The organism is Vreelandella gomseomensis (genome assembly GCF_031451645.1).
In the GTDB taxonomy this organism is placed as follows: Bacteria; Pseudomonadota; Gammaproteobacteria; order Pseudomonadales; family Halomonadaceae; genus Vreelandella; species Vreelandella gomseomensis.
Genome location: NZ_JARWAI010000005.1, coordinates 151,439 through 173,581 on the forward strand (window position 1 = coordinate 151,439; position 22,143 = coordinate 173,581).

A 22,143-nucleotide genomic window follows, 5' to 3' on the forward strand; every position below is an offset into this window, starting at 1 on the left:
CATTGCTCCTGTCGGGTAGGGCGAGCTACTCGGTGCTCGTCGTGATATCCACGGTTGATTGGGTCATCAAGCGCTGAATCGGGCAGCGATGGCTGATGTCTTCGAGCCTGGCGCGCTGCTCGGGGTCATCAATGCCGTGAAAAGCAAGCGTGACCGCGAGCTTGTAGACACCTTTGGCTTCCTGGCTGTCATCGCGCTGCACCGTCACCGTAATACCTTCCAGCGGCCACTGCTTGCGCTTGGCATACATCTGAACCGTGATTGCCTTGCACGTTCCCAGGGCGATATCGAAATAGTCATGCGGATCCGGCGCGCTACCGTCACCGCCTACGACGGGGGGTACATCGGCGTACAAATCTTCCAGGCCGTCCACCTCGACGCGCTGACGAAAGACGCGGTTGCGCTCACTGATCACGGTAATAGGCTTGTGCATCATGTTACCTTTATGCCGAGTTTGAGTTTTTCAACGGCCTTGATCAGCGCCTCACGCTTTACACGGCCGACTACCTCCGCGCCGTAGCGGCCCACTTCGGCACTGTCGACGCCGTCGAGCATCATCAGCGCGGTGGTGATTTTATTGACCTGTTCAGCGGATGTGACGCCGTGAAAGGTTAATGATTGCAGTGCCATCGCCTATCCTTGTTACGCATTCAGGGTATCAATACGGGTCAATGCCAACCGGATTGGCTCGCCGAGCGGTGTGGTGTGGTTTTGCCCTATGCAAAACTGATACAGACGGATGAGTCTAGCATGCAGCGTGCACCTTGCAATCGCCGGTCATCGCCCACATTTATACTCAATATTGATTCGCATCACGATTCAACCACCCCCTTCATCAGGAGTTGTCATGGCGACCGTCCCCTCAGTCGATGCCCTCAACAGCGGTGTTCGCCTTCATCATCTCGCTGCGCTGGACGTCAAAGGCCCCGACGCAGAAACGTTCCTGCAGGGACAAACCAGTGCCCAGGTCAGCCTGGCCGATGGCCGCTTTGCTCCCCTTACCTGCTTCTGCACGCCCAAAGGGCGCATGCTGGCCAACGCCCAACTGATGAAAGTAGGCGCTGAGCACTACCGATTACTGCTCAGCGCCTCACTGCTCGAGTTGCTCACCGCCCACCTCAAAAAGTTCGCGGCCTTCTACCGCGCTGAATTGGTGCCGCTGCCAGCACTCCCGCTGATCGGCATCGGCGATAACGCCCAGGCCCTCGCGGACAACCTGTCGTTGACGTTACCGGGTGCCCCGGGAACGCAAGCAGCCAACCCGCAGGCCAGCGTACTGTGCTACCCCGGCGATACGCCGCGCTGGCTGTTCTGCATGGAAGACGATAGCGACGTCTCAGCGCTCGATGATGAGGCCGGCCGCGCGGCCTGGCAGCTCGCCGACATTCGCAGCGGCCTGGCCTGGCTGACCGAGGCTCAGCAGGATCACTTCTTGCCCCAGATGCTCAACTGGGAAGCCCTTGGGGGTATCAGCTTCAAGAAGGGCTGCTACACCGGCCAGGAAGTGGTGGCTCGGGCGCATTTTCGCGGTCAGGTCAAAAAGCGCCTGGTGCGTGCCGAATTACCGACGACGACACCGCCCGGCGTTGGCGCCAGCATCCTCAGCGATGCCGGGAAAGCGGTTGGCGAGGTGGTACACAGCGCCATGACGGAAACGGGCAAGGTCGAGCTGCTGGCCGTGATGAACACCAAAGTGATAGACGAAGCGACGCCCATCCACCTGGAAGAAGTACCGTTAACCCTGCTGGAACTGCCCTACGCCATCGAGCGACTCGACCCTGAGCAACTTGCCATGGGCGTAGTCAACTAGCTTTCCGGCGGCAAACGAAACAGCCGTCGTGCATTGGCGCTGCTAAAGGCCGCTACCTGCTCGACGGTCTGGTCGCGTAACGCCGCAACGCTGTTGCACACCTCGCTCACCCGGCATGGTTCATTGCGCTGGCCTTGATAGCCGCTGAGCGGCATATCAGGGCTATCCGTTTCCAGCACGAAGCTGTCGTCGGGCAGCGCACGAATAACACGGTGCAGGCGTTTGGCGCGGGAGTAGGTCACCGCACCGCCCAGCCCCAGCAAATAGCCAAGATCGATAAACTTTCTGGCCTGTTCATAGGAGCCGGAAAAGGCGTGAATAAGCCCCGTATGCGCCAGCGCCCGCTGGCGAAGCCGCTTGGCAACGCTGTCGTTGGCCTTGACGCAGTGCACCACCACGGGTAGTTCATGCTGCTTGGCCAACGCCAGCTGGGTGTCAAAATATCGCCATTGCGCCTCAAGGGTATCCTCAAAGCGCCCGTCAATCCCGCACTCGCCCACCGCGACAATGTCGGGGTGTCCACCGATCAGACTATCCAGCTCAGCAAGGTCTGACGCTTGGTGCTGGTCTATGAAGTAGGGATGCAGGCCGGCACACACGCTGAACTGGGCACGCTCGCCGAGCGCTAGAACCGGCTGCCAGCGTTCACGCATGGTGCCCGGCACAATGAAATGCTCGACGCCCGCCCGCCTGGCCGCGTCAATCACCGCCTCTCGGTCGGGATCGAAAGCCGCAAAATCAAGGTGGCAGTGGGCGTCAATCAGCATGCTCGCCTCTTTGTCGCCGGTTCTCGATCAGTCGAAGTACACCGCCTAGTGCTCCCGCGTGGGCTGGAAGCGGATATCCGGCCAGCGCTCCTGGATCATTTGCAGGTTGACGCGGGTCGGCGCGATGTAGGTCAGGTAGCCGCCGCCATCGATGGCCAGGTTGGCGCTTGCCTTGCGCTTGAATTCCTCGAGCATCTTGGCATCTTCACAATACACCCAGCGCGCCGTCTGCACATTGACGCCTTCATAAAGACAGTCAACCTTGTACTCCTCCTTCAGGCGGTGGGCCACGACATCAAACTGCAGCGTCCCCACCGCACCGAGAATCAGGTCGTTATTGTCGATCGGCATGAAGACCTGGGTAGCCCCCTCTTCCGAAAGCTGCTGCAAGCCTTTCTGCAGCGCCTTCATCTTCAGCGGATCCTTGAGCCGCACGCGCTTGAACAGCTCAGGCGCAAAGTGCGGGATCCCGGTGAAGCGCATATCCTCACCCACGGTAAAGGTATCGCCAATCTGAATTGTACCGTGGTTGTGCAGACCGATAATGTCGCCGGGCCAGGCTTCTTCTACCTGGGCGCGGTCGGACGCCATGAAGGTCAGCGCGTCGGCGATCTTGATATCCTTGCCGATACGCACGTGGCGCATCTTCATGTTCTTGTCGTACTTGCCCGAACACACCCGCAGGAAGGCAATACGGTCACGGTGGTTGGGATCCATGTTGGCCTGGATCTTGAACACAAAGCCGGTGAAACGCGGATCGTCGGCGGGCACGTCGCGTACATCGGTTTCACGGGCTTGCGGTGCAGGCGCGTACTCGACAAAACCGTCCAGCATTTCGCGGACGCCAAAATTGCCCATCGCCGTACCAAAATAGACCGGCGTCAACTCACCGCGACGATAGGCCTCGAGATCAAACTCATGGGAAGCGCCGCGCACCAGCTCGACTTCCATGCGCAGCTCTTCGGCTTGCTCTTCGCCCAGGATTTCGTCGACTTGGGGATTATCCAGCCCTTCAATGCGCTTGTCCTCAGGAATGCGGCTGCCCTGGCCCTGAGTATAGAGGTGGATCACATCGTTGTAGAGATGGTAGACCCCGCGGAAATGCCGCCCCATACCGATGGGCCAGGTCATGGGCGCGCACTGGATATTGAGCACCGTTTCGACCTCATCCATCACCTCGACCGGGTCTCGGATGTCGCGATCCATCTTGTTGATGAACGTCAGAATCGGCGTGGTGCGCAAGCGGCACACTTCCATCAGCTTGATGGTGCGATCCTCGACGCCCTTCGCGCCATCGATCACCATCAGGGCGGAATCCACGGCGGTGAGCGTACGGTATGTATCTTCCGAGAAGTCTTCGTGACCGGGTGTATCGAGCAGATTGACGATTCGCCCCCCGTAGGGGAACTGCATCACCGAGGTGGTCACCGAGATGCCCCTTTCCTGCTCCATCTTCATCCAATCCGACGTAGCATGACGGTCATTGCGCTTGCTCTTGACCGAGCCTGCCAACTGGATCGCATTGCCGAACAGGAGCATCTTCTCGGTAATGGTCGTTTTACCGGCATCGGGGTGCGAAATGATAGCGAAGGTTCTTCTAAGCCCTGCTTCCTGGGCTAATTGGGTATCTTTCATCGGGCCTCATCATCAAGGTGTTCCCAGTCGGCCACAGGGCGAGCCGGCGGCGGCTGAGCGATATGCCATGGGCCGCAATTGTACCTTCACAGCGCGCATTCAGCCACAAGCGACAGGCCGTGCAGGTCGCTGCTGTGACTGAACACGCCTAGGCGAACATCCATAAAAAAACGCCGGATTAGCCGGCGTTTCTTCAAAGCATCGTCTGTTTAACCGCAATGCGCTCAGGCAAACGTGTTGACTTGGGTGCCGACATTGCCTTCTTTTGCGAGATCAGGCTGGGCCCCGGTATCGGCGGACGCCATTATCTCGCTGACCTGCTGCGCCTGAGTATCCAATGCTTCCTTGAATACCTGCATTTGCGCTTGCTCGGCCGTTTGCGCTTGGTTCATATAAAGCGATTGGCTTACCGCATTGCTAACGGCTACATCCATAAGGGCACCTCAGTGTAGTGCGAATGTATAAACAGACTAGCAAAGAGCCACTGTACACGCAAAAAAAGGGCTCAAAAACGCTCGGCGCGGAAAGGCCGCATGTCGATTGCGGGCGTTTTACCCTCCATCATGTCGGCCAGCAGATACCCGGTGGCGGGGCCCAGCGTAAAGCCTTGATGTCCATGCCCAAACGCCAGCCAAAGGCCCGCATGGCGGGGCGCTGGGCCAATCACCGGCTTCATGTCGGGTAGACAGGGGCGCGCGCCTTTCCAGGCGGCGGCGTCGCGTCGCTCAGCCAACGGAAAGATCCGCCGCGCGACGTTTTCCGCATCGCTTAGCTGATGCTCGTCGGATGGGGACTCAAGGCGATCCAGCTCGGCCCCGGTGGTCAACCGCACACCGGCGTTCATGGGCGCCAGCAAATACCCCACCTCCGCATCCATCAGCCAATAATGGAGGCGTGCTGGCGACTGTGTTGCATAGTGCATGTGGTAGCCGTGCTTAACGAAGGTAGGAAAATGGTAACCCAATCCTTTCAGCCACTCGCCTGCCCAGGGCCCCATGGCCACCGCAACGTCGTCAGCGTCGATGTCCTCGTCGGCGGTCGTGACACGCCATTGTTCACTCTGCTGGCTCACCGAACGGATGTCACTCTGTACGATCCTTCCGCCATTGGCGACAAAAGACGCTGCATAGGCGGCCACCAAGGCGCCAGGGTCTGCCACCGTCCAGGCATCCAGCCAGTGAATTGCACCGATAATGTCTTCGCCAAGATCGGGCTCTTTCGCGAGCAGTCCCGCGCGGTTCAGCACCTGAAACTGCACCGCAAAGCGCTCGCGCGCCTCTTCCGCCTCTTTCACCCGCTTGGCAAGCTTCTCCGGCGTTCGATATATCTCGAGCCAGCCTTGCCGGCGCACCAGGTGCTTTGCATGGGCCGCCTCGATCATCGGCGCGTGCGTCTCTAGGCAAAGCTGAATCAGCGATGCGTATTCGGGCACGATCTGCGCATAGCGACGTGATGCCGAATGGCGCCAATAGCTGAGTAACGGGGAAACCGCTTTGAGCATTCCACCGGTACGGTAGCGAATATCCACGCGCCGATTGGGGAGCACGCTCAAGAGGGTTTTGAGATCACGGGGAAAGGGATACGGCTTGACGGCTTCACGCTGGATAATCCCGGCATTGCCAAACGACGTTTCCTGCCCGGGTTGGCGGCGATCGACCAGCGTGACCTGAAAGCCACGCTGCTGAAGATGCCAGGCAATGCCGACACCAACCATCCCCGCTCCCAATACCACCGCGTGACGCGACATTGATACCACCTCCTCGTTGACCACCCCACGACGCGCAGGCAAACCAGCGCGTTCGTATTAATGATCAGAAAAAATAACACCAACTAAAGAGCTTTAACATAGCCTAAAAAACTGTTTTTAAAATCAAAATTAGATTTAAAACCCTTAAAAACCCGCTAAACCGCAAACCCCACTACTAACGGCATAACAATTGCTTAGTCTCTATATGCCATTGGCGTTTGAAATCGCGCGACGCCTTAGTTAAGTGCTGACTTAATCATCACCTGACGTTTTTCTGCACCAACATAACGCGCCTAACGCACCATAAAAATACCGAGGACATTACCATGCTCGTAACGCCCGCCGCCGATACCCAACTTCTCGATACGCTATGGGTATTATGGGCAGCCGCACTGGTATTTGTCATGCAGGCAGGCTTTTTATGCCTGGAAGCGGGCACGACGCGCAGCAAGAACGCTATCAATGTGGCAATGAAGAATATTGCAGATTTCGCGATGGCGGTTAGCATCTTCTGGCTGGTGGGGTTTGGCCTGATGTTCGGGCTATCGGAAAGCGGCTGGGTAGGCACCAGCCTGTTTGGCTGGCAGCTCAACGCCGCGTCCAGCTGGATTGTCACGCTGTTTATATTCCAGGCCATGTTCTGCGCCACCGCCGCCACCATTGTTGCCGGTGCCGTCGCCGAACGCATGCCCTTTGCCGCTTACTTGTGGACTGCCCTCTGGATTGCGCTGCTGATCTACCCGATTTTCGGTCACTGGGCGTGGGGCGGCCTGCTGGAAGGCGACAGCGGCTGGCTCGCATCGCTGGGCTTTGTGGATTTTGCCGGCGCGACCGTGGTTCACAGCGTAGGCGGCTGGGTGGCACTCGCTGCTGTGCTGGCTATCGGTCCGCGCAAAGGACGCTTCAACCAGCACCAACCCCCGACTGCTTTTCCAGCAGGCAACCTACCCCTCGCCATGCTCGGCGCACTACTGATGATACTTGGCTGGTTTGGCTTCAATGGCGGTAGCACCCTGGCGGTTAACCACCAGATTCCCGGCGTGCTCGCCAACACCGTGCTGGGGGCCGCCGGCGGCATTCTGTCGGGCATGCTGATGGGCTGGCGGAGTCGAGGCTATGCCGACGTAATGTACGCTATCAACGGCGCCATTGCCGGGCTGGTTGCCGTGACCGCCGGGGCCCATGCAGTGTCGATGTCGGCGGCACTCAGTCTTGGCGCGGTCAGCGGTATCCTGATGGTGCTGACCAGCGAATGGCTGCTCAGCCGACGTATCGACGACGCCGTCGGCGCCATTCCCGCCCACTTGGTGCCTGGCATATGGGGCACCCTGGCCCTGCCCTGGCTGGCTGACACCGAGGCAATGGGAACGGGCCTTGGCACCCTGGAGCAGGCAGGCGTTCAACTGCTGGGTGTCACGGTCTGCGGCCTTTGGAGCTTCGGGATTGCCTGGCTGCTGTTCCGCATCTCGGGGCGTTACTTCCCGCTGCGCGTCAGCGATGAGGCGGAGCAGATGGGCCTCAACCTCGCGGAACACGGCACCCACAATGAGCTCACCCAGCTACTTGAGCATATGCGCCGTCATGAACAGCAAGGCGACATGCGGCAACGCATCGAGGCGGATCCGTTCACCGAGGTGGGGGAAATTGCCGCCGGCTACAACCGCGTGGCGGCGGCGCTGGAAAGCGCCATTGGCCATACCCGCGTGATGCTGCATAACCTGCGCGACGGCGTGATTACCTGGCAGGCCGACGGCATGCTGACCAGCCTAAACCCTGGCGCGGAGCAGCTGTTTGGCGTTGACGCCCAGCAACTGGTCGGCACCCCGGTAAGTCGACTGCTTGCCGATCGTCACCTGACGCCCGGCGATCGCCACGAAATCAAGCTGCGCTCGACCAACCAGGACGTTCGCTACCTGGAAATTCAGGTCAGTGAAGGCGCCAGCGGGTCGGCTTCCGAGCGCTCGGGGATGGTGCGCGACATCACCGAGCGCAAGCGCCTCCAGGAGCAGCTCAATCGCGAGCGCGACCTGGCGCGCACCACCCTGGCCTCGATTGGCGATGGCGTGATTACCTGCGACGCCAGTGGCTTGATTACCTTCATGAATGGCGAGGCCCAGCGCCTCACCGGCTGGCAGATAGCCGACGCCCGCGAAAAACCCATTCAGCACGTTTATCGGCTGACCGACGACTTCACCGGCAGCCCCATCAGCAATCCGGCACGCCAGGCATTGACCCAGCACCGGCCGATCCACTCCACCGAGGACGGCTGGCTGGAGCACCGCGACGGCCAACGTACGCCCATCCAGCACAGCGCGGCCCCCATACGCTCGCGCAGCGGCATTACGCTGGGGGCGGTGGCCGTCTTTCAGGATGTCAGCGTCACCCGCCAACTCGCCGACCAGCTCAACTACCAGGCAAGCCATGACAACCTGACCGGGCTGATGAATCGCCGGGCGTTCGAGGCCACGCTAAGCCGGCTGCTCGAGGCCAAGGAGGGCGAGCACGTCCTGTGCTATCTGGATCTCGATCAGTTCAAGATCGTCAACGATACCTGCGGCCACCTCGCCGGGGATGAGTTATTGCGCCAGGTGGCGGCAAAGCTGCAGGCCCATGTTCGCACCAGCGATACGGTCGCACGGCTCGGAGGCGACGAATTCGCCCTGCTGCTGCCCAACTGCCCCATGGATCAGGCCATGCAAATCGCCGATGCCCTGCGCCGCGATATCGAGAACTACCGTTTTGCCTGGCAGGAGCACACCTTTGGTATTGGCGTCAGCATTGGCCTGGTAGCGCTGAACGATCATCACATGCAGTTGAGCGATGCGCTACACGCCGCCGATGCGGCCTGCTACACCGCCAAGGAAGCCGGTCGCAACCGGCTGCACTGCCACCAGGCCAATGACCATACGCTACTCGAACGTCACGGCGAGCTGCGTTGGGTGCAGCGGTTACAAAACGCCCTCGACAATGACCACTTCCGCCTTTTCGCCCAGCCCATCGAGGCGGTCTGCGCGAAGCGACCCGGCTATCAGGAAATACTCTTGCGCCTGGAGGAAGACGGCACCCTGGTGACGCCCGGCAGTTTCTTACCCGCCGCCGAGCGCTATCACTTCATGCCGCGGATTGACCGCTGGGTAGTACGCAATACGCTTGCCTGGCTGTCGGACGTGACCCGCTCGTCACCGCACAAGGCCTGGGGCTGCTGGGGGATCAACCTATCGGGGGCGTCGCTGTCTGATGGCGATTTTTGCCAGGATCTGATCGCTCAGGTAAAGCATGCCCGGCTACCGCCAGGCAGCCTGTGCTTTGAAATTACCGAAAGCGCCGCCATTGCCCAGCTTTCAAGCGTCACCGAACTGATTCACACCCTCAGAGCGCTGGGCTGTCGCTTCGCCCTGGATGACTTTGGCACCGGACTGTCTTCTTTCAGCTACTTGAAACAGCTCCCCGTTGACTATCTGAAAATCGACGGCCACTTCATTCGCCAGGTTCATGAAGACCCGATCGATCGCGCCATGGTCGACGCTATTCACGCAGTGGGCAAAGCGCTCGACATCGAAACGATAGCCGAGTTCGTCGAAACGCAGCAGACACTCGACACGCTGAAAGCGATGGGTATCGACTACGCGCAAGGCTTTTTGCTGGGGCACCCGGCACCGCTCACACAGGCCACCGAACGACCTATCAAGGTCATGCCACGCTGACGGGCAAACGAATAAGCTGAGGATTCAGAGAGATAGATATTGGAGGACAAAGGGGGGGTATCAACGAGTACAAACTGAAGGTTAATGGGGTGGATGATGGGGATCGAACCCACGACCACCGGAGCCACAATCCGGGGCTCTACCACTGAGCTACATCCACCATAACCTGAAAGGTACTGCTAAAGCGTGTTGCTGTGTCACTGGGGTGGATGATGGGGATCGAACCCACGACCACCGGAGCCACAATCCGGGGCTCTACCACTGAGCTACATCCACCATTGACAAGCACACTTTTGAGAACTTCCGGGGAAACTTCTCAAGTACTTCCAAAACACTGCGTAGAAACGTCGAGGCCTTTCGCTACTGGCACAAATGGCGCGCCCAGCAGGATTCGAACCTGCAACCTACGGCTTAGAAGGCCGTTGCTCTATCCGGTTGAGCTATGGGCGCACATGGAAATATCTGTAACCGCAGACTTCAATGAGCACTTGACCACAACCACCGCCTGGAAAAGCAAGTTACCTTTCGCGTTAGACGTGGTCGGGGTGGAGGGATTCGAACCCCCGACATCCTGCTCCCAAAGCAGGCGCGCTACCAGACTGCGCTACACCCCGATTTTACTCGCCTTAACGCTGCCGCATGGCCCGTCTCAAGCGAGGCATATATTACTGTTTTTAATTTTAAAGTCAACCATCAGCAGACAACTTACCCTGGCACTTTGCCTGACTGCCCCATCATGCGAAAATTAGTCATGGCAGACCTTTGGTTAACACTGTTGTCTCTTTGTTCGCCTTCCAACCTCTACGGGGATTTCGCTACATGACCGCCCAACTCATCGATGGCAAAGCTATCGCCGCTAATGTCCGTCAGCATGTTACGCAACAGGTAACGGCCCGCCAGCAGGCTGGCAAACGGGCACCAGGACTGGCGGTTGTGGTGGTAGGCGACGACCCCGCCTCACAGGTTTACGTCAACAACAAGCATCGCGCCTGCGAACAGGCAGGCATTATCTCCTTTCAGCATGCGTTGCCTACTGACACGTCCCAGCAAGCGCTTGAAACGCTGGTCGACCAGCTGAATGACGACGACGCCGTCGACGGCATTCTTGTCCAGCTCCCGCTTCCCGATCACCTCGACGCCAACCCGATCCTCGAACGCATCCGCCCTGACAAGGACGTGGATGGTTTTCACCCTTTTAACATTGGCCGGCTTGTCCAGCGCATGCCGGCCCTTCGCCCCTGTACCCCCAAAGGCATCATGACGCTGTTCGAGCAGAGCGCCATCGAAGTGCGCGGGCTCGACGCCACGGTGGTCGGTGCCTCCAACATTGTAGGGCGCCCGATGGCTCTTGAGCTGATGCTCGCCGGCGCGACCACCACGGTATGCCATCGGTTTACCGAAGACTTGGCGGCACACGTGCGCCGCGCGGACATTGTCGTGGTCGCCGTCGGCAAGCCGGGCGTGGTGAAAGGTGAATGGATCAAGCCAGGCGCGGTGGTGATCGATGTGGGCATTAACCGCCAGGAGGACGGTACCTTGCAAGGTGACGTGGACTTTGCCGTCGCCGCCGAACGCGCCAGCTTTATTACGCCGGTTCCCGGTGGCGTAGGCCCCATGACGGTCGCCACTCTGCTTGAAAACACCCTCGAAGCCGCCGAACAGCACGATCGTGTAAACGATTGATTCGCGAACGAATGCCTCCCCATAACGATAGGAAACCGTCCCAGTGAAGCGTATTGGTATTATTGGCGCGATGGCGCAGGAAGTCAGCATTCTGGCTTCACAGCTCGACAATCCCGAACGTTACGAACATGCCGGCTTTGTGTTTCATCGCGGCACGCGTTACGGGCTTGATATCACCATATTGCAGTCGGGCATCGGCAAGGTAAATGCCGCCGTCGGCACCGCGCTCCTACTGGAGCGCCATCAGCCGGATGCCGTCATCAATACCGGCTCCGCCGGCGGTTTCGCCAGCGATCTGGACATCGGAGACATTATTATTTCAGACGAAGTACGCCACCACGACGTGGACGCGGTGGTCTTCGGCTACGAAATGGGCCAGGTACCCGGCATGCCGGCGGCCTACCTGGCCGACGCGTCACTTCGCGAAATCGCCCGAGGCGCCATCGCGTCACTGGGTGAGGTCAATGTACGCGAGGGGCTGATTGCCACCGGCGACGCGTTCATGGCCGACCCGGCGCGCGTCGATGCAACCCGCGCTCACTTCCCCAGCATGCTGGCAGTGGAAATGGAAGCCGCCGCGATCGCCCAAACCTGCCACCTGTACCGCTGCCCCTTCGTGGTCATCCGGGCACTGTCCGACATTCCCGGCAGCGGCGACAACCACCTCTCCTTCGAGCAGTTCCTTGAGGTGGCTGCCGACCACTCGTCGCGAATGGTCGACCATATGCTGCAGACGTTGAGCGCTAGCTAAGCGACCATTCCAGGCTTTCCCCGGCCAGCAGCGGAATAATCGACTCGCCGCCGGCATAGGGGTATCCCTCGGGCAGCGTTTGCGGGCGCCGCACCAGGGTAATCGTCTCGGCATTGGTGGGCAGCCCGTAAAAGCGCGGCCCGTTCAGGCTGGCAAAGCCTTCTAGTGCCGCCAGCGCGCCGGCTTCTTCAAACGCCATGGCATAAAGCTCGATGGCAGCCGGTGCGGTATAGGCGCCCGCACAGCCACAGCTGGACTCCTTGGCGGATTGCGCGTGCGGCGCGCTATCGGTACCCAGGAAAAACTTCCCGCTGCCGCTGGTGGCCGCCTTGAGCAGCGCCTGACGGTGCTGTTCGCGCTTGAGAATCGGCAGGCAGTAGTAATGCGGCCGAATCCCGCCTACCAGCATTTTATTGCGGTTGAACAACAGGTGATGCGCTGTGATCGTGGCGGCCACGTTATCCGGCGCCTGGGCGACAAACTCGGCGGCCTGCTGGGTGGTAATATGCTCGAAAACCACTTTCAGCGTTGGATGACGCGCCAGCAATGGCGTCAGCACACGCTCGATAAACACTGCTTCGCGATCAAAGATATCGATATCGCTGTCGGTGACTTCGCCGTGCATCAGCAACGGCATGCCCGCCTCGGCCAGTGCGGTGATCGTGGCGTCGCAGTGTTTGAGGTCGGTGACCCCTGAGTCCGAATTGGTGGTCGCGCCCGCCGGATACAGCTTGAAGGCTTTGACAATACCGCTTTTGAGCGCCCGCTCGACTTCCTCGGGGGGCGTGGTATCGGTCAGGTACAGCGTCATGAGCGGCTCAAAGCGACTACCGGTCGGCAGGGCGTCAAGAATACGCTGATGGTAGGCTACCGCCTGTTCCGTCGTAGTGATAGGCGGCGTCAAATTGGGCATAATGATGGCACGGCCCATCTGCGCCGCGGTATGGCCCACCACCGCTTCAAGGGCCTGGCCATCGCGCAGGTGAAGATGCCAATCGTCCGGCCGAGTCAAGGTAATAGCGTCCACGGAAAATCCTGTACGTAGTCAGTAACGTCGTAAGTCACACGGCAGCTAACGGTGCGCTATCTGCCGTTTCAATGCGCCAGTATACCGGATACGCCAACGGGTTAAATCGATCCACAGCTAAGCGGATGTGGCGTATGATAATTTTCATTGTTTGGTTCAAGGGTTATTTCTATGCAGAACGTGCGGCGCTATGCCGATATTATTGCCAGCGTCGAAGGACTGATATGGCTGGGCCTGGCCTGGTCGATCTCGTTTTCTGCGTATTACGGCAGTACCGAAGCGACGCTGGGCATGCTGCTGATCATTGCCACGCTGGTGTTTTTCAGCTGGGCGCACCGGCCATTTCGCTACCTGCTGCGACGCTATCATGTACGCAAGCGCAGAACCGACATGTGGATTCACTTGCTCGCCCTGCCGCTGCTGATCGCCATGTTCTTCCACATCATGCTAGAGGGCGTACTGGGCAGTGCCTGGCTCCCCCCGAAAATGCTGATGGTCAATATTGTCGCTACCGCCGGGTGGCTGACCTATGTGGTCACGCTATGCATCAAGTTCATGATTCATCGTTTTAAAGCCAACGCCAAATGAGCAGCCTGCCCACTGAACTGCCCCTGCCGCTGTCAACGCCCAACCGTAACCTGGTGCGTTTGACCATCGTGCGCGGCATCACCTGGACCGGTTTTCTGATTGCCATCTTCGTGGGCACCCATTTCCTGGCGTTTGAACTGCCGGTTCCCGAAGTGGTGAGCGTCGTCCTGGCCATGGGACTGCTCAACATTGCCACCTGGTGGCGACTGGGACGGCCCCGGGCCGTCGAGCACCTGGAGTATTTACTCCACCTGCTCGCCGACGTCGTGGGGCTGACGCTGCTGTTCTATTTTTCCGGTGGCTCTACCAACCCCTTCATTACCTACTACCTGGTACCCATTACCATTGCCGCGGCCACATTGCCCTGGCGCCACGCCTGGACTATTGCTGCCTGCGCCATGGCGGCCTACAGCTTTCTGATGTTCGATTACCATCCGATTCCCCAACTGGGCCATATCAACAGCAGCAGCCCCCTGAGTCTGCATATTCTGGGTATGTGGGTGAATTTCGGCATGTCGGCGGGCCTGGTGACATTCTTCATCTACAAGATGGCCCACGCGCTCAGGCGCCGCGATCAAGCACTTTCGCGCACCCGCGAAGCCGCCCTGCGCAATGAACAGGTACTCGCCGTCGCCACCCAGGCGGCCGGCACGGCACACGAACTGGGCACCCCGCTTTCCACCATGGCGGTATTGCTCAAGGACATGCAGGAAGAAGCCAAGGGCGACCCGGAACGGGAAGAGGACATTACGCTGCTTCGCCAGCAGGTGGATATCTGCAAATCGCGCCTGCAGCATCTGGTCAGCCAGGCGGATCGCCGCCGCATGGCGGAGCCTGAGGTACTGGATGCAGAAACATGGTTGACCGGCGTGGTGCAGCGTTGGCTGGTACTGCGGCCGGACGTTAGCCACCGCCTGGAAATAGCCGAACGCCGCGGACGCCCCTGGTTGGCCGTGGACGCCACCCTCGACCAGGCGCTCACCAACCTGCTCAACAATGCCGCAGATGCCAACCCGGAGGGCGTCGTCATCGGGCTGGATTGGCATCCGGAGCACATCGTGATCGACATTCGCGACCACGGCCCAGGCGTTGCCATGTCCATCGCCGACCAGCTCGGCGATACGTTTATCTCCACTAAAAGCAAGGGCATGGGGATTGGCTTGTTCTTGACCCACGCCACGATCAACCGCTTCGGCGGCGGGGTCAGCCTGTATAACCACCCCGAAGGCGGCACGCTGACCGAGGTCATGCTGCCCCGTGCAGGCGCCGCTTAACCGACGGCATCCATCGATAGCGATTTTTTGAGGTCATCATGCAAATACACAATCAACGGCTGTTGATTATCGACGACGACGAAATGTTCTGTCATGTGCTCAGCCGCTCGCTCACCCGGCGCGGCGTTGAAGTGGTGGTGGCGCATGATGAAGATCAAGCCATTGCGCTGGCGGCCCAACACCTGCCCACCATGGCCACACTGGATTTGAAGCTGGAACATTCCTCGGGGCTCAAGCTGTTGCCCGAACTGCTGGCGGTGGTGCCTCACTGCCACGTGGTGGTGCTCACCGGCTACTCGAGCATTGCCACCGCCGTGGAAGCCATCAAGCTGGGAGCGGTAAACTACCTGTGCAAGCCGGTCGATGCCGACGACGTGCTCGCCGCCTTCGATCGTGAAGAAGGCGACCCCAATATTGAAGTCGCCGATAACCCACCCTCCATTAACCGCATTACCTGGGAGCATATCCAGAAGGTATTGCAGGAGCACGACGGCAATATATCCGCCACGGCCAGAGCGCTGGGCATGCACCGCCGTACGCTCCAGCGCAAACTCCAGAAGCGCCCCGTGCGCCGCTGAGCTTATGCCCGATCAAGGGCCGGACGTTAACCCCTTAAAGACTCAGGCTTAGTGAGCGGTCCAGCCCAGGTCAATGTTCCAGCTTGCGCCCGTCACGGCGCCCGCCGCGTCGGACGTCAAATAAGCCACCAGCTGGGCCACTTCGGCCGGCTCGATCAGGCGTTTTACCGCAGCGTTCTTGAGCATGATGTTTTCGATCACTTCCTGCTCGCCCATGCCGTGGAGCTTGGCCTGGTCGGCAATCTGATTGTCGACCAGCGGTGTCTTGACATAGGCCGGGCAGATCGCGTTAGCAGTAATGCCCTGCTCACCGCCTTCCAGCGCCGCCGTCTTGGTCAGACCGATCATGCCATGCTTGGCGCTGACATAGGCTGCCTTACCCGGCGACGCTACCTGCGCATGAATAGAGGCAATATTGACGACCCTTCCCCACCCCTTTTTACGCATGTGAGGCCATGCCGCCTGGGTCAGCAGGAACGGCGCCGTCAGCATCAGGTCGATGATCTGGCGCCACTTCGCCTCGGGAAAATCCTCAATGGCCGCCACGTGCTGAATACCGGCATTGTTGACCAGAATATCCAGCCCGCCAAACCGGCTGACCGCTTCTTCAACGGCGCCACGACAGGCGTCCGGATCGGTCAGGTCGGCCTGATAGAACGCCGCACCCGCAGCTTCGGCAACCGCCTTGCCGTCCGGGTTGAAATCGACCGCCAGCACCTGGTGGCCCAACTCACAAAAGTGCTTGACCACCGCGGCACCGATACCGCTGGTGGTGCCCGTTACCAAGGCAATACGGGGGGTAACCGCTGATGTCGTCATAGTGTGTCCTTCTGTTTACCAGCAGGTCGCTGGTGGGTTCAGTTTAGTCGATACGCCACCCTACCACGGCGCCCGTGCAAAAAAGCGCACTTGATAACGTGACTCAATACCCTTTTTAGGGTCGCGCTATTGGCTAACGCTCAAGCACTGGTTCACAATGTAGCTTCTTTTTGATGCTGGCAGAGGAGTCATGCATGTTTGTGGTCATTTTTGGGCGCCTGTCCTGCCCGTTCTGCGTACGCGCCAAGCAGCTCGCCGAGCAGCTGGAAGAGATCGGCACTATTGAAGGCTATCGCTATGTTGACATGCCGTCTGAGGGCATTACCAAGGACGATATTGCCAAAACCGCCGGCACACCCATTCATACGGTTCCCCAGGTTTTCGTTGACCAGCAACACGTTGGCGGCTTCAGCGAGTTTGACCAGTTCGTTCGCGACCGGCAGCTGCTCAGCGCCTGACTCGTCACCGCTACTCAGCGTTAAGCTGCGTTGAACCGCTGCATTGTCACTTGCCTATACTGACAACGATGTAACCCCATACTCCAATGGGCCGATACGTTGGCAAGGAAGGCAGTATGCATCGCGACGAGTTCATCCAGCAGCTGTGGCTGGATTATGTTCACACCCACCCGGATTTTGGGGCACTTCGTTTGTGGCCCGTGTCGACACCCGCCGATTACCTGACGCTGGTGACCCTAAATCACGGCCCCTTTTCTGCCCAGGCACTATCCCCAGCCCTGGTTCATATGGGCTATCGCCCCATCGGCCACTACGCGATGGCCGACAAGGGCCTGCTGATCTATCTACTCGCTCCGGCAGACGGCGGCAGCTGGCTGGTACTTGCCGAATTGCAGACGGGCACTTTATCAAAACCACTGCGCGAATCATTGCTCGACCTCGTCCAGCAGACGCACCCAGCGGACGGCAAAGGTCAAAACCTGCTGTGCCGTGGACGCCCGTGGCCCATGCCGTCATGGACGCTTTATCAACGCCTGGACGCGGCACATCCGCTAGCGGCCTGGCTGGCGGTGATGGGCCCCAGACTGCACCACGCCGGCTTTGACTGCGAGCAGCTCGGCAAACCGCTCGATGCCCTCGACGAACAGCTGCTGCAAAGCGGGCTTGCGCACATGGCCGACCAGCAAAACGGCGTGTTTGGCGTGTCCAACCTGCTGGAGCACCGCTTCTATCCCGCCACCCCCCAAAAGATGATTTTCAGCCAGGGCGATGAGCATAGGCTTTGCCTCGGCGGGCTCGCCATCGTACAAAAACAGCTGGGCAGCAATCACGAACCCGTCGCGGAACTGCTGCTGCCGCTACATGCCCGCTGCGAAATGGCGTAACCGTGTTGACGGTTACGCCAGACGACAGCTCGATACTCACATGTCGACGAACGTCATTTCGGGAACGTGGTCCGGCACCACCAGTTTGCCCGCCGTTTTTTCAACGATCTCTTCCACGCTGACCCCCGGGGCCCGCTCCTTGAGGATAAAGGTGCCATCCTTGATCTCGAGGTAGGCCAGGTCGGTCAGGACGCGATTGATACAGCCAGCGCCGGTCAGGGGCAGGTTACATTGCTCGAGCAGCTTGGATTCGCCGTGTTTCGACGCGTGAGTCATGGTGCAGATGATGTTTTCCGCACCGGCCACCAGATCCATGGCGCCGCCCATGCCTTTAATCAGCTTGCCAGGAATCATCCACGAGGCGATATTGCCGTTCTGATCCACCTCGAAAGCGCCCAACACGGTCAGGTCGACGTGACCACCGCGAATCATGGCAAAGGACTCTGCCGAGGAAAAAATCGCGGCCCCGGGGCGAGCCGTGACGGTCTGCTTGCCGGCGTTGATCATGTCGGGATCCACCTCTTCCTCGGTGGGGTAACGCCCCATTCCCAGCAGACCGTTTTCCGACTGCAGCATGACGTCCATGCCGTCGGGAATGTAGTTGGCGACCAGGGTCGGGATGCCGATCCCCAGGTTGACGTAAAAACCATCTTCCAATTCGCGGGCCACACGCTGGGCCATCTGTTCACGTGTCAATGCCATGGTCAGTTCCTCTTGCTGAATCGATTAAAGCCGAAAAACGGTCGTGGGTAACGCGGCACCTCAACGGTGCACGGTGCGTTTTTCGATGCGCTTTTCAAACGAGCCCTGAATGAGCCGGTCGACATAGATACCGGGCGTGTGGATCTGAGCGGGCTCCAGTTCGCCAGGCTCGACGATCTCTTCAACTTCAACGACGGTAATCCTGCCGGCCGTCGCCACCATGGGATTAAAATTCTGCGCCGTGTGGCGGTACATGACGTTACCGTAGCGGTCGGCCTTCCAGCCCTTGACGATGGCAAAGTCACCGGTGATGGCCTCTTCCAGAATATGCGGGCGGCCATTGAACTCACGCACTTCCTTGCCTTCGCCGATGGGAGTTCCATAACCGGTCGCGGTGTAAAATGCCGGAATACCCGCGCCGCCGGCGCGCATCTTTTCCGCAAGCGTCCCCTGCGGTGTCAGCACCACCTCGATTTCATCGTTGAGCATTTGCTGCTCGAACAAGGCATTCTCGCCCACGTAGGAGGCCAGGATCTTGCGTATCTGGCGGTCTTCCAGCAGCAATCCCAAGCCAAAACCGTCAACGCCGCAGTTGTTGGATACCACCGTAAGGTCTTTAACCTTGCGACGCTTGATTTCGGCGATCAGGTTTTCGGGAATGCCGCACAGACCAAACCCGCCGGCCAGTACGGTCATACCGCTTTCAATGCCTTCCATCGCTTCCTCATAGGAAGCCACTCGCTTATCGAATCCTGCCATGGTCATGCCTCGCCTTGTTGTATTGAACAGCTGTCTTGAACAGTTGTCTTGAACGCTTGCCGTGAACGGTTCGCCAATGTCGCTAAGCCAGGGGTATACAAGGGTGACGGCTAACGCGACGCAAAAGCCTGAGTTGCAGTGTTGATCCTGATGATATATTTGTTAAGTTTGTTTTTTTTATCAATTTATTTGTTTAACTCATAAAGAGCCATCCATGACCGTCAAGCAATTGCGCGCCTTTCTGGCCGTTGCCCAGACCCTGAGCTTTACCCAGGCCTGCGAACGGCTGCATTTATCGCAGCCCGCCCTCAGTTTAGCCATAAAAGGGCTGGAGGATGCTCTGGGCGGCAAATTACTGCTACGCAGCACGCGCAGTGTCCGCCTGACCCCCGAAGGCGAGTCACTTCTGCCCCTGGCCAAGCACCTGCTTGCCCAGTGGGACAATACCGAAGAACGCCTGCGGCAGCGCTTCACCCTGCAGCTGGGCCGCCTGAGTGTGGCCGCCATGCCCGCCTTTGCCTGCAACTTGCTGCCGGCAGCGCTGGTCAGGTTTCGTCAACAGTACCCTAAAATCAACGTCACCGTGCACGACGTCATCAACGAGGACGTGACTCATATGGTGCGCTCCCGCCAGGTCGAAATGGGCATCGCCTTTTCGCCGGAGGGAACCGGCACGCTGTCGTTTACCCCGCTGTTCGAAGACCAGTTTGTCGCCGCCGTTCCTCAGGGCTCTGCGCTGGCCCAGTATGCGACCCTGACATGGGCACAGCTGCTTAACGAGGATTTCATCACCCTGCAGCGCCCGTCCATGGTGCGGCGGTTGCTGGAACATGCACTTTCCAGTCAGCAGATCGACTTGCCGGTCGCGCTTGAAAGCCATCAGCTGTCTACCGTCGGCCGCATGGTGGGGGCGGGCCTCGGTGTCAGCGCGGTGCCATCGATGTGCCTTCCCCAGATGCAGGCAATGGGCGCCCGCTGCCTGCCTTTAACCGCCCCTTCCATCCCCTGCCATGTCGGTATCCTGACGCAGCAGGAGTTGTCGGTGGCCGCGCATGCCCTGCGCACGGTGCTGCTGGAAACGGTACAAGCGCCCTATTTCCCCGCGCATGAGACTGGGCAGGCTTAGCAATATCCTTTAGCATTCATCGTTATGCACTTTTAGCCAAGGAGACGCGGCATGCCGATGTTGAAAGGGACAGTGAGCGTCACCCTGTTAGTCCTGAACACGCTGTTCTGGGGAATACCGCTTACGACACTCACGTTGCTGAAGCTGGTGACCGCTGGCCGACTCAAGAACATCGTTCAGGAAGGCATCAACCGCGTCGCCCTGAACTGGATCGGCGTCAACCTGTGGTGGATGCGTAGCTGGATAAAACCGCAGCTGAATGCCACGCTGCCGGAGACTTTGGGTACCGATCAGTGGTGGCTGGTGATTTCCAATCACCGCAGTTGGACCGACATCTTCATGCTGCTGCTGGTGCTGCATCGGCGTATCCCCATGCCACGTTTCTTCGTCAAGCGCCAGCTGCTATGGATCCCTGTGGTAGGGCTTGCCTTCTGGTCGCTGGAGTTTCCCATCATGCGGCGCATCACCCGGGATCAGATCGCCCGCAACCCCACGTTGGCGACGATTGACCGGGAGGCCACCCAGCGCATGTGCGCGCGCGCTCGCCAGGCGCCCATTGCCATCTTCAATTTCGTGGAAGGCACGCGTTTCACGCCCCACAAGCATGCCTCCCAGCAAAGCCCCTATCGCCATCTGCTACGCCCCAAGGCCGGCGGGGTCGCCCAGGTGCTCAACTTGCTCGGTGACCAGCTCGACGGCATCCTTGACGTCACCTTGAGCTACGCCAATCCAAAGCCCAGTTTCTGGGGGTTTCTGTGCGGCCAGGAAGCCCCGGTCACCCTTCAGGCGCGTATCCTGGAGGTGCCTGCATGGATGCTGACCGCTGACTATCATGCCGACACGCAGCACAAGGAACACTTCCACACATGGATCAATGCTCTCTGGCAGGAAAAAGACCGTCAGTTGGATGCTCAGATCGATCACGCCTGAGCCATTGGCTGGGCGCCGCCATGCTGGCCGGGGCGCTGGTCGGCTGCGCCGCCAGCCCGCCGGTGACCCAGCGGGTGACGGTGCCCGCCGCCGCGCAGATAAGCGGCAACTGGGTGGAAATCAAGCGCGGTGATACGCTTGGCCAACTGGCCAAGCGCGCCAACGTGCCACTTGAGCGACTGCAGCGTTTCAACCCCGGCGTCGAGGCACGCCACCTGGTCGTTGGCCAACGCCTGCTGGTGCCTACTCAGCAGGAACGAGCACCGGCCAGTGGGCCCTATCGCTATCAAATCCGCCCCGGCGACACCTTTTCAAGCCTGGCGCGCCACTTTGGCACCACCCCGTCACGGCTGCAAAGTGCCAATGCAGGCACTTCGCCAACCTCGTTACGCGTGGGCGAACTGATCAATATACCGGTTGGCTCTAGCGGCAACGCGTCACGTACCGCGCGTTCAGCGGCGCCCGCCAAACCAGCGGCCACCTCAACGGCCAGCAACAGCGATTCGACGCCCCCCGCCTCGGCCAGGCAATGGCCCTGGCCGTTGGAAGACTACCGAGTAGTGCGCCGTTTCGGCCCCGACAGCCGGGGGACGTTGCAACCCATGCTGCTGGCCACCGGAGAAAACGCACACGCCACCGCCGTGGCCCCGGGCGAGGTTCGCTTTGCGGGCAGCATGCGCCAGCTCGACAAGGTAGTGATCGTGCATCATGCAAACAACCTGCAGAGCGTCTACGCCCTCTGCGGGGAGTTAACCGTTGAGGAAGGCCAGCAGGTCGCCGCAGGAGACTGGCTTTGCCGGGTGGGCCAGAGCCGGGCCACCGGGCGCCACGATTTGCTGTTTGATTTACGCAAGGGCGGCAAACCGATCGATCCGCGCCAGGTTCTCAAGTAACCGTACCC

22 protein-coding genes and 4 tRNA genes are annotated in these 22,143 nt (G+C 59.6%); 12 read left to right on the top strand and 14 right to left on the bottom strand.

Annotated features, from left to right (window positions below):
• Positions 1-25 precede the first annotated feature (25 nt).
• Positions 26-433, bottom strand: coding sequence for an OsmC family protein (locus QC815_RS08150; RefSeq protein WP_230448051.1), 408 nt, complete (start codon positions 431-433; stop codon positions 26-28).
• Entirely contained in the window at positions 433-630 is a 198-nt protein-coding gene (locus QC815_RS08155; RefSeq protein ID WP_230448050.1) for a hypothetical protein, read from the bottom strand. Before QC815_RS08155 ends, QC815_RS08150 begins: the two co-directional genes overlap by 1 nt.
• Positions 631-847: 217 nt before the next feature.
• Here QC815_RS08155 and ygfZ point away from each other — a divergent pair, with 217 nt between their 5' ends.
• Positions 848-1,810 (top strand): CAF17-like 4Fe-4S cluster assembly/insertion protein YgfZ, encoded by a 963-nt coding sequence (ygfZ, locus tag QC815_RS08160; protein WP_230448049.1) that lies wholly within the window; start codon positions 848-850, stop codon positions 1,808-1,810.
• Here the strand turns inward: ygfZ and QC815_RS08165 are convergent.
• From QC815_RS08165 to QC815_RS08180, 4 genes are all read right to left on the bottom strand, one after another.
• Positions 1,807-2,577: a TatD family hydrolase gene (locus QC815_RS08165; protein ID WP_230448048.1), complete on the bottom strand. Its 771-nt coding sequence runs from the start codon at positions 2,575-2,577 to the stop codon at positions 1,807-1,809. The genes ygfZ and QC815_RS08165 overlap by 4 nt on opposite strands.
• Positions 2,578-2,622: 45 nt before the next feature.
• Positions 2,623-4,212: a peptide chain release factor 3 gene (locus tag QC815_RS08170; RefSeq protein WP_230448047.1), complete on the bottom strand. Its 1,590-nt coding sequence runs from the start codon at positions 4,210-4,212 to the stop codon at positions 2,623-2,625.
• A gap of 224 nt (positions 4,213-4,436) precedes the next feature.
• Positions 4,437-4,646: a putative motility protein gene (locus QC815_RS08175; RefSeq protein ID WP_230448046.1), complete on the bottom strand. Its 210-nt coding sequence runs from the start codon at positions 4,644-4,646 to the stop codon at positions 4,437-4,439.
• Positions 4,647-4,717: 71 nt separating this feature from the next.
• On the bottom strand, positions 4,718-5,959 hold the full coding sequence (locus tag QC815_RS08180; RefSeq protein WP_230448045.1) for an NAD(P)/FAD-dependent oxidoreductase: 1,242 nt from the start codon (positions 5,957-5,959) through the stop codon (positions 4,718-4,720).
• Positions 5,960-6,285: 326 nt separating this feature from the next.
• Between QC815_RS08180 and amt the strand changes: the two genes are divergently transcribed.
• Entirely contained in the window at positions 6,286-9,663 is a 3,378-nt protein-coding gene (gene amt, locus QC815_RS08185; protein ID WP_230448044.1) for an ammonium transporter, read from the top strand.
• A gap of 85 nt (positions 9,664-9,748) precedes the next feature.
• Here the strand turns inward: amt and QC815_RS08190 are convergent.
• The 4 genes from QC815_RS08190 to QC815_RS08205 all read right to left on the bottom strand — a co-directional run bounded on the left by QC815_RS08190 (position 9,749) and on the right by QC815_RS08205 (position 10,277).
• A tRNA-His gene (locus tag QC815_RS08190) sits at positions 9,749-9,823 on the bottom strand.
• A gap of 41 nt (positions 9,824-9,864) precedes the next feature.
• Positions 9,865-9,939, bottom strand: a tRNA-His gene (locus QC815_RS08195).
• A gap of 97 nt (positions 9,940-10,036) precedes the next feature.
• Positions 10,037-10,113 (bottom strand) — tRNA-Arg (locus QC815_RS08200).
• A gap of 87 nt (positions 10,114-10,200) precedes the next feature.
• Positions 10,201-10,277 (bottom strand) — tRNA-Pro (locus QC815_RS08205).
• A 205-nt stretch (positions 10,278-10,482) separates the two neighbouring features.
• Between QC815_RS08205 and folD the strand changes: the two genes are divergently transcribed.
• Both folD and mtnN read left to right on the top strand, forming a co-directional pair.
• Positions 10,483-11,346 carry a bifunctional methylenetetrahydrofolate dehydrogenase/methenyltetrahydrofolate cyclohydrolase FolD gene (folD, locus tag QC815_RS08210; RefSeq protein ID WP_230446888.1) on the top strand — a complete coding sequence of 288 codons (864 nt, stop codon included), beginning with the start codon at positions 10,483-10,485 and terminating at the stop codon, positions 11,344-11,346.
• A 43-nt stretch (positions 11,347-11,389) separates the two neighbouring features.
• A complete protein-coding gene (mtnN, locus tag QC815_RS08215; protein ID WP_230446887.1) occupies positions 11,390-12,097 on the top strand; it encodes a 5'-methylthioadenosine/S-adenosylhomocysteine nucleosidase in 708 nt (235 codons plus the stop codon).
• Here the strand turns inward: mtnN and pyrC are convergent.
• Positions 12,090-13,124: a dihydroorotase gene (gene pyrC, locus QC815_RS08220; RefSeq protein WP_309767993.1), complete on the bottom strand. Its 1,035-nt coding sequence runs from the start codon at positions 13,122-13,124 to the stop codon at positions 12,090-12,092. The genes mtnN and pyrC overlap by 8 nt on opposite strands.
• Before the next feature lie 171 nt (positions 13,125-13,295).
• Here pyrC and QC815_RS08225 point away from each other — a divergent pair, with 171 nt between their 5' ends.
• Genes QC815_RS08225 through QC815_RS08235 form a run of 3 tightly spaced genes read left to right on the top strand, consistent with a single transcriptional unit; the run spans position 13,296 to position 15,564 of the window.
• Positions 13,296-13,712 (top strand): hypothetical protein, encoded by a 417-nt coding sequence (locus QC815_RS08225; RefSeq protein ID WP_230446885.1) that lies wholly within the window; start codon positions 13,296-13,298, stop codon positions 13,710-13,712.
• A gap of 5 nt (positions 13,713-13,717) precedes the next feature.
• On the top strand, positions 13,718-14,986 hold the full coding sequence (locus tag QC815_RS08230; RefSeq protein ID WP_230446912.1) for an ATP-binding protein: 1,269 nt from the start codon (positions 13,718-13,720) through the stop codon (positions 14,984-14,986).
• A gap of 38 nt (positions 14,987-15,024) precedes the next feature.
• A complete protein-coding gene (locus QC815_RS08235; protein ID WP_230446884.1) occupies positions 15,025-15,564 on the top strand; it encodes a response regulator transcription factor in 540 nt (179 codons plus the stop codon).
• A gap of 48 nt (positions 15,565-15,612) precedes the next feature.
• Here the strand turns inward: QC815_RS08235 and QC815_RS08240 are convergent, their stop codons facing one another.
• Positions 15,613-16,383, bottom strand: a complete 771-nt coding sequence (locus QC815_RS08240; protein ID WP_230446883.1) for a 3-hydroxybutyrate dehydrogenase — start codon at positions 16,381-16,383, stop codon at positions 15,613-15,615.
• A 194-nt stretch (positions 16,384-16,577) separates the two neighbouring features.
• On the opposite strand from QC815_RS08240, the gene QC815_RS08245 reads away from it, so the two are divergent.
• Together QC815_RS08245 and QC815_RS08250 are read left to right on the top strand one after the other, a co-directional pair.
• On the top strand, positions 16,578-16,841 hold the full coding sequence (locus tag QC815_RS08245; protein ID WP_230446882.1) for a GrxA family glutaredoxin: 264 nt from the start codon (positions 16,578-16,580) through the stop codon (positions 16,839-16,841).
• A gap of 116 nt (positions 16,842-16,957) precedes the next feature.
• Positions 16,958-17,725, top strand: a complete 768-nt coding sequence (locus QC815_RS08250; protein WP_309767998.1) for a VOC family protein — start codon at positions 16,958-16,960, stop codon at positions 17,723-17,725.
• 36 nt (positions 17,726-17,761) lie between these two features.
• Here QC815_RS08250 and QC815_RS08255 read toward each other — a convergent pair whose 3' ends face one another.
• Together QC815_RS08255 and QC815_RS08260 are read right to left on the bottom strand one after the other, a co-directional pair.
• Positions 17,762-18,427 carry a CoA transferase subunit B gene (locus tag QC815_RS08255; RefSeq protein WP_230446880.1) on the bottom strand — a complete coding sequence of 222 codons (666 nt, stop codon included), beginning with the start codon at positions 18,425-18,427 and terminating at the stop codon, positions 17,762-17,764.
• A 60-nt stretch (positions 18,428-18,487) separates the two neighbouring features.
• A complete protein-coding gene (locus QC815_RS08260; RefSeq protein WP_230446911.1) occupies positions 18,488-19,186 on the bottom strand; it encodes a CoA transferase subunit A in 699 nt (232 codons plus the stop codon).
• 214 nt (positions 19,187-19,400) lie between these two features.
• Between QC815_RS08260 and QC815_RS08265 the strand changes: the two genes are divergently transcribed.
• From QC815_RS08265 to QC815_RS08275, 3 genes are read left to right on the top strand one after another with little or no spacing between them, the layout of a single operon-like run.
• Positions 19,401-20,312, top strand: a complete 912-nt coding sequence (locus QC815_RS08265) for a LysR family transcriptional regulator (protein ID WP_309768000.1) — start codon at positions 19,401-19,403, stop codon at positions 20,310-20,312.
• Positions 20,313-20,363: 51 nt separating this feature from the next.
• Positions 20,364-21,242 (top strand): acetyltransferase, encoded by an 879-nt coding sequence (locus QC815_RS08270; protein WP_230446878.1) that lies wholly within the window; start codon positions 20,364-20,366, stop codon positions 21,240-21,242.
• A gap of 20 nt (positions 21,243-21,262) precedes the next feature.
• Positions 21,263-22,135: a LysM peptidoglycan-binding domain-containing protein gene (locus tag QC815_RS08275; protein WP_230446877.1), complete on the top strand. Its 873-nt coding sequence runs from the start codon at positions 21,263-21,265 to the stop codon at positions 22,133-22,135.
• Positions 22,136-22,143 lie beyond the last annotated feature (8 nt).

Bases quoted from the DNA above. Each gene is read 5' to 3' on its own strand.
- QC815_RS08180 (WP_230448045.1), bottom strand. From the start codon at position 5,959: ATGTCGCGTCACGCGGTGGTATTGGGAGCGGGGATGGTTGGTGTCGGC.
- QC815_RS08170 (WP_230448047.1), bottom strand. From the start codon at position 4,212: ATGAAAGATACCCAATTAGCCCAGGAAGCAGGGCTTAGAAGAACCTTC.
- QC815_RS08150 (WP_230448051.1), bottom strand. From the start codon at position 433: ATGCACAAGCCTATTACCGTGATCAGTGAGCGCAACCGCGTCTTTCGT.
- QC815_RS08255 (WP_230446880.1), bottom strand. From the start codon at position 18,427: ATGGCATTGACACGTGAACAGATGGCCCAGCGTGTGGCCCGCGAATTG.
- amt (WP_230448044.1), top strand. From the start codon at position 6,286: ATGCTCGTAACGCCCGCCGCCGATACCCAACTTCTCGATACGCTATGG.
- QC815_RS08250 (WP_309767998.1), top strand. From the start codon at position 16,958: ATGCATCGCGACGAGTTCATCCAGCAGCTGTGGCTGGATTATGTTCAC.
- folD (WP_230446888.1), top strand. From the start codon at position 10,483: ATGACCGCCCAACTCATCGATGGCAAAGCTATCGCCGCTAATGTCCGT.
- QC815_RS08245 (WP_230446882.1), top strand. From the start codon at position 16,578: ATGTTTGTGGTCATTTTTGGGCGCCTGTCCTGCCCGTTCTGCGTACGC.
- QC815_RS08175 (WP_230448046.1), bottom strand. From the start codon at position 4,646: ATGGATGTAGCCGTTAGCAATGCGGTAAGCCAATCGCTTTATATGAAC.
- QC815_RS08225 (WP_230446885.1), top strand. From the start codon at position 13,296: ATGCAGAACGTGCGGCGCTATGCCGATATTATTGCCAGCGTCGAAGGA.
- QC815_RS08265 (WP_309768000.1), top strand. From the start codon at position 19,401: ATGACCGTCAAGCAATTGCGCGCCTTTCTGGCCGTTGCCCAGACCCTG.
- QC815_RS08240 (WP_230446883.1), bottom strand. From the start codon at position 16,383: ATGACGACATCAGCGGTTACCCCCCGTATTGCCTTGGTAACGGGCACC.
- QC815_RS08275 (WP_230446877.1), top strand. From the start codon at position 21,263: ATGCTGGCCGGGGCGCTGGTCGGCTGCGCCGCCAGCCCGCCGGTGACC.
- QC815_RS08270 (WP_230446878.1), top strand. From the start codon at position 20,364: ATGCCGATGTTGAAAGGGACAGTGAGCGTCACCCTGTTAGTCCTGAAC.
- QC815_RS08260 (WP_230446911.1), bottom strand. From the start codon at position 19,186: ATGGCAGGATTCGATAAGCGAGTGGCTTCCTATGAGGAAGCGATGGAA.
- QC815_RS08165 (WP_230448048.1), bottom strand. From the start codon at position 2,577: ATGCTGATTGACGCCCACTGCCACCTTGATTTTGCGGCTTTCGATCCC.
- QC815_RS08155 (WP_230448050.1), bottom strand. From the start codon at position 630: ATGGCACTGCAATCATTAACCTTTCACGGCGTCACATCCGCTGAACAG.
- ygfZ (WP_230448049.1), top strand. From the start codon at position 848: ATGGCGACCGTCCCCTCAGTCGATGCCCTCAACAGCGGTGTTCGCCTT.
- QC815_RS08235 (WP_230446884.1), top strand. From the start codon at position 15,025: ATGCAAATACACAATCAACGGCTGTTGATTATCGACGACGACGAAATG.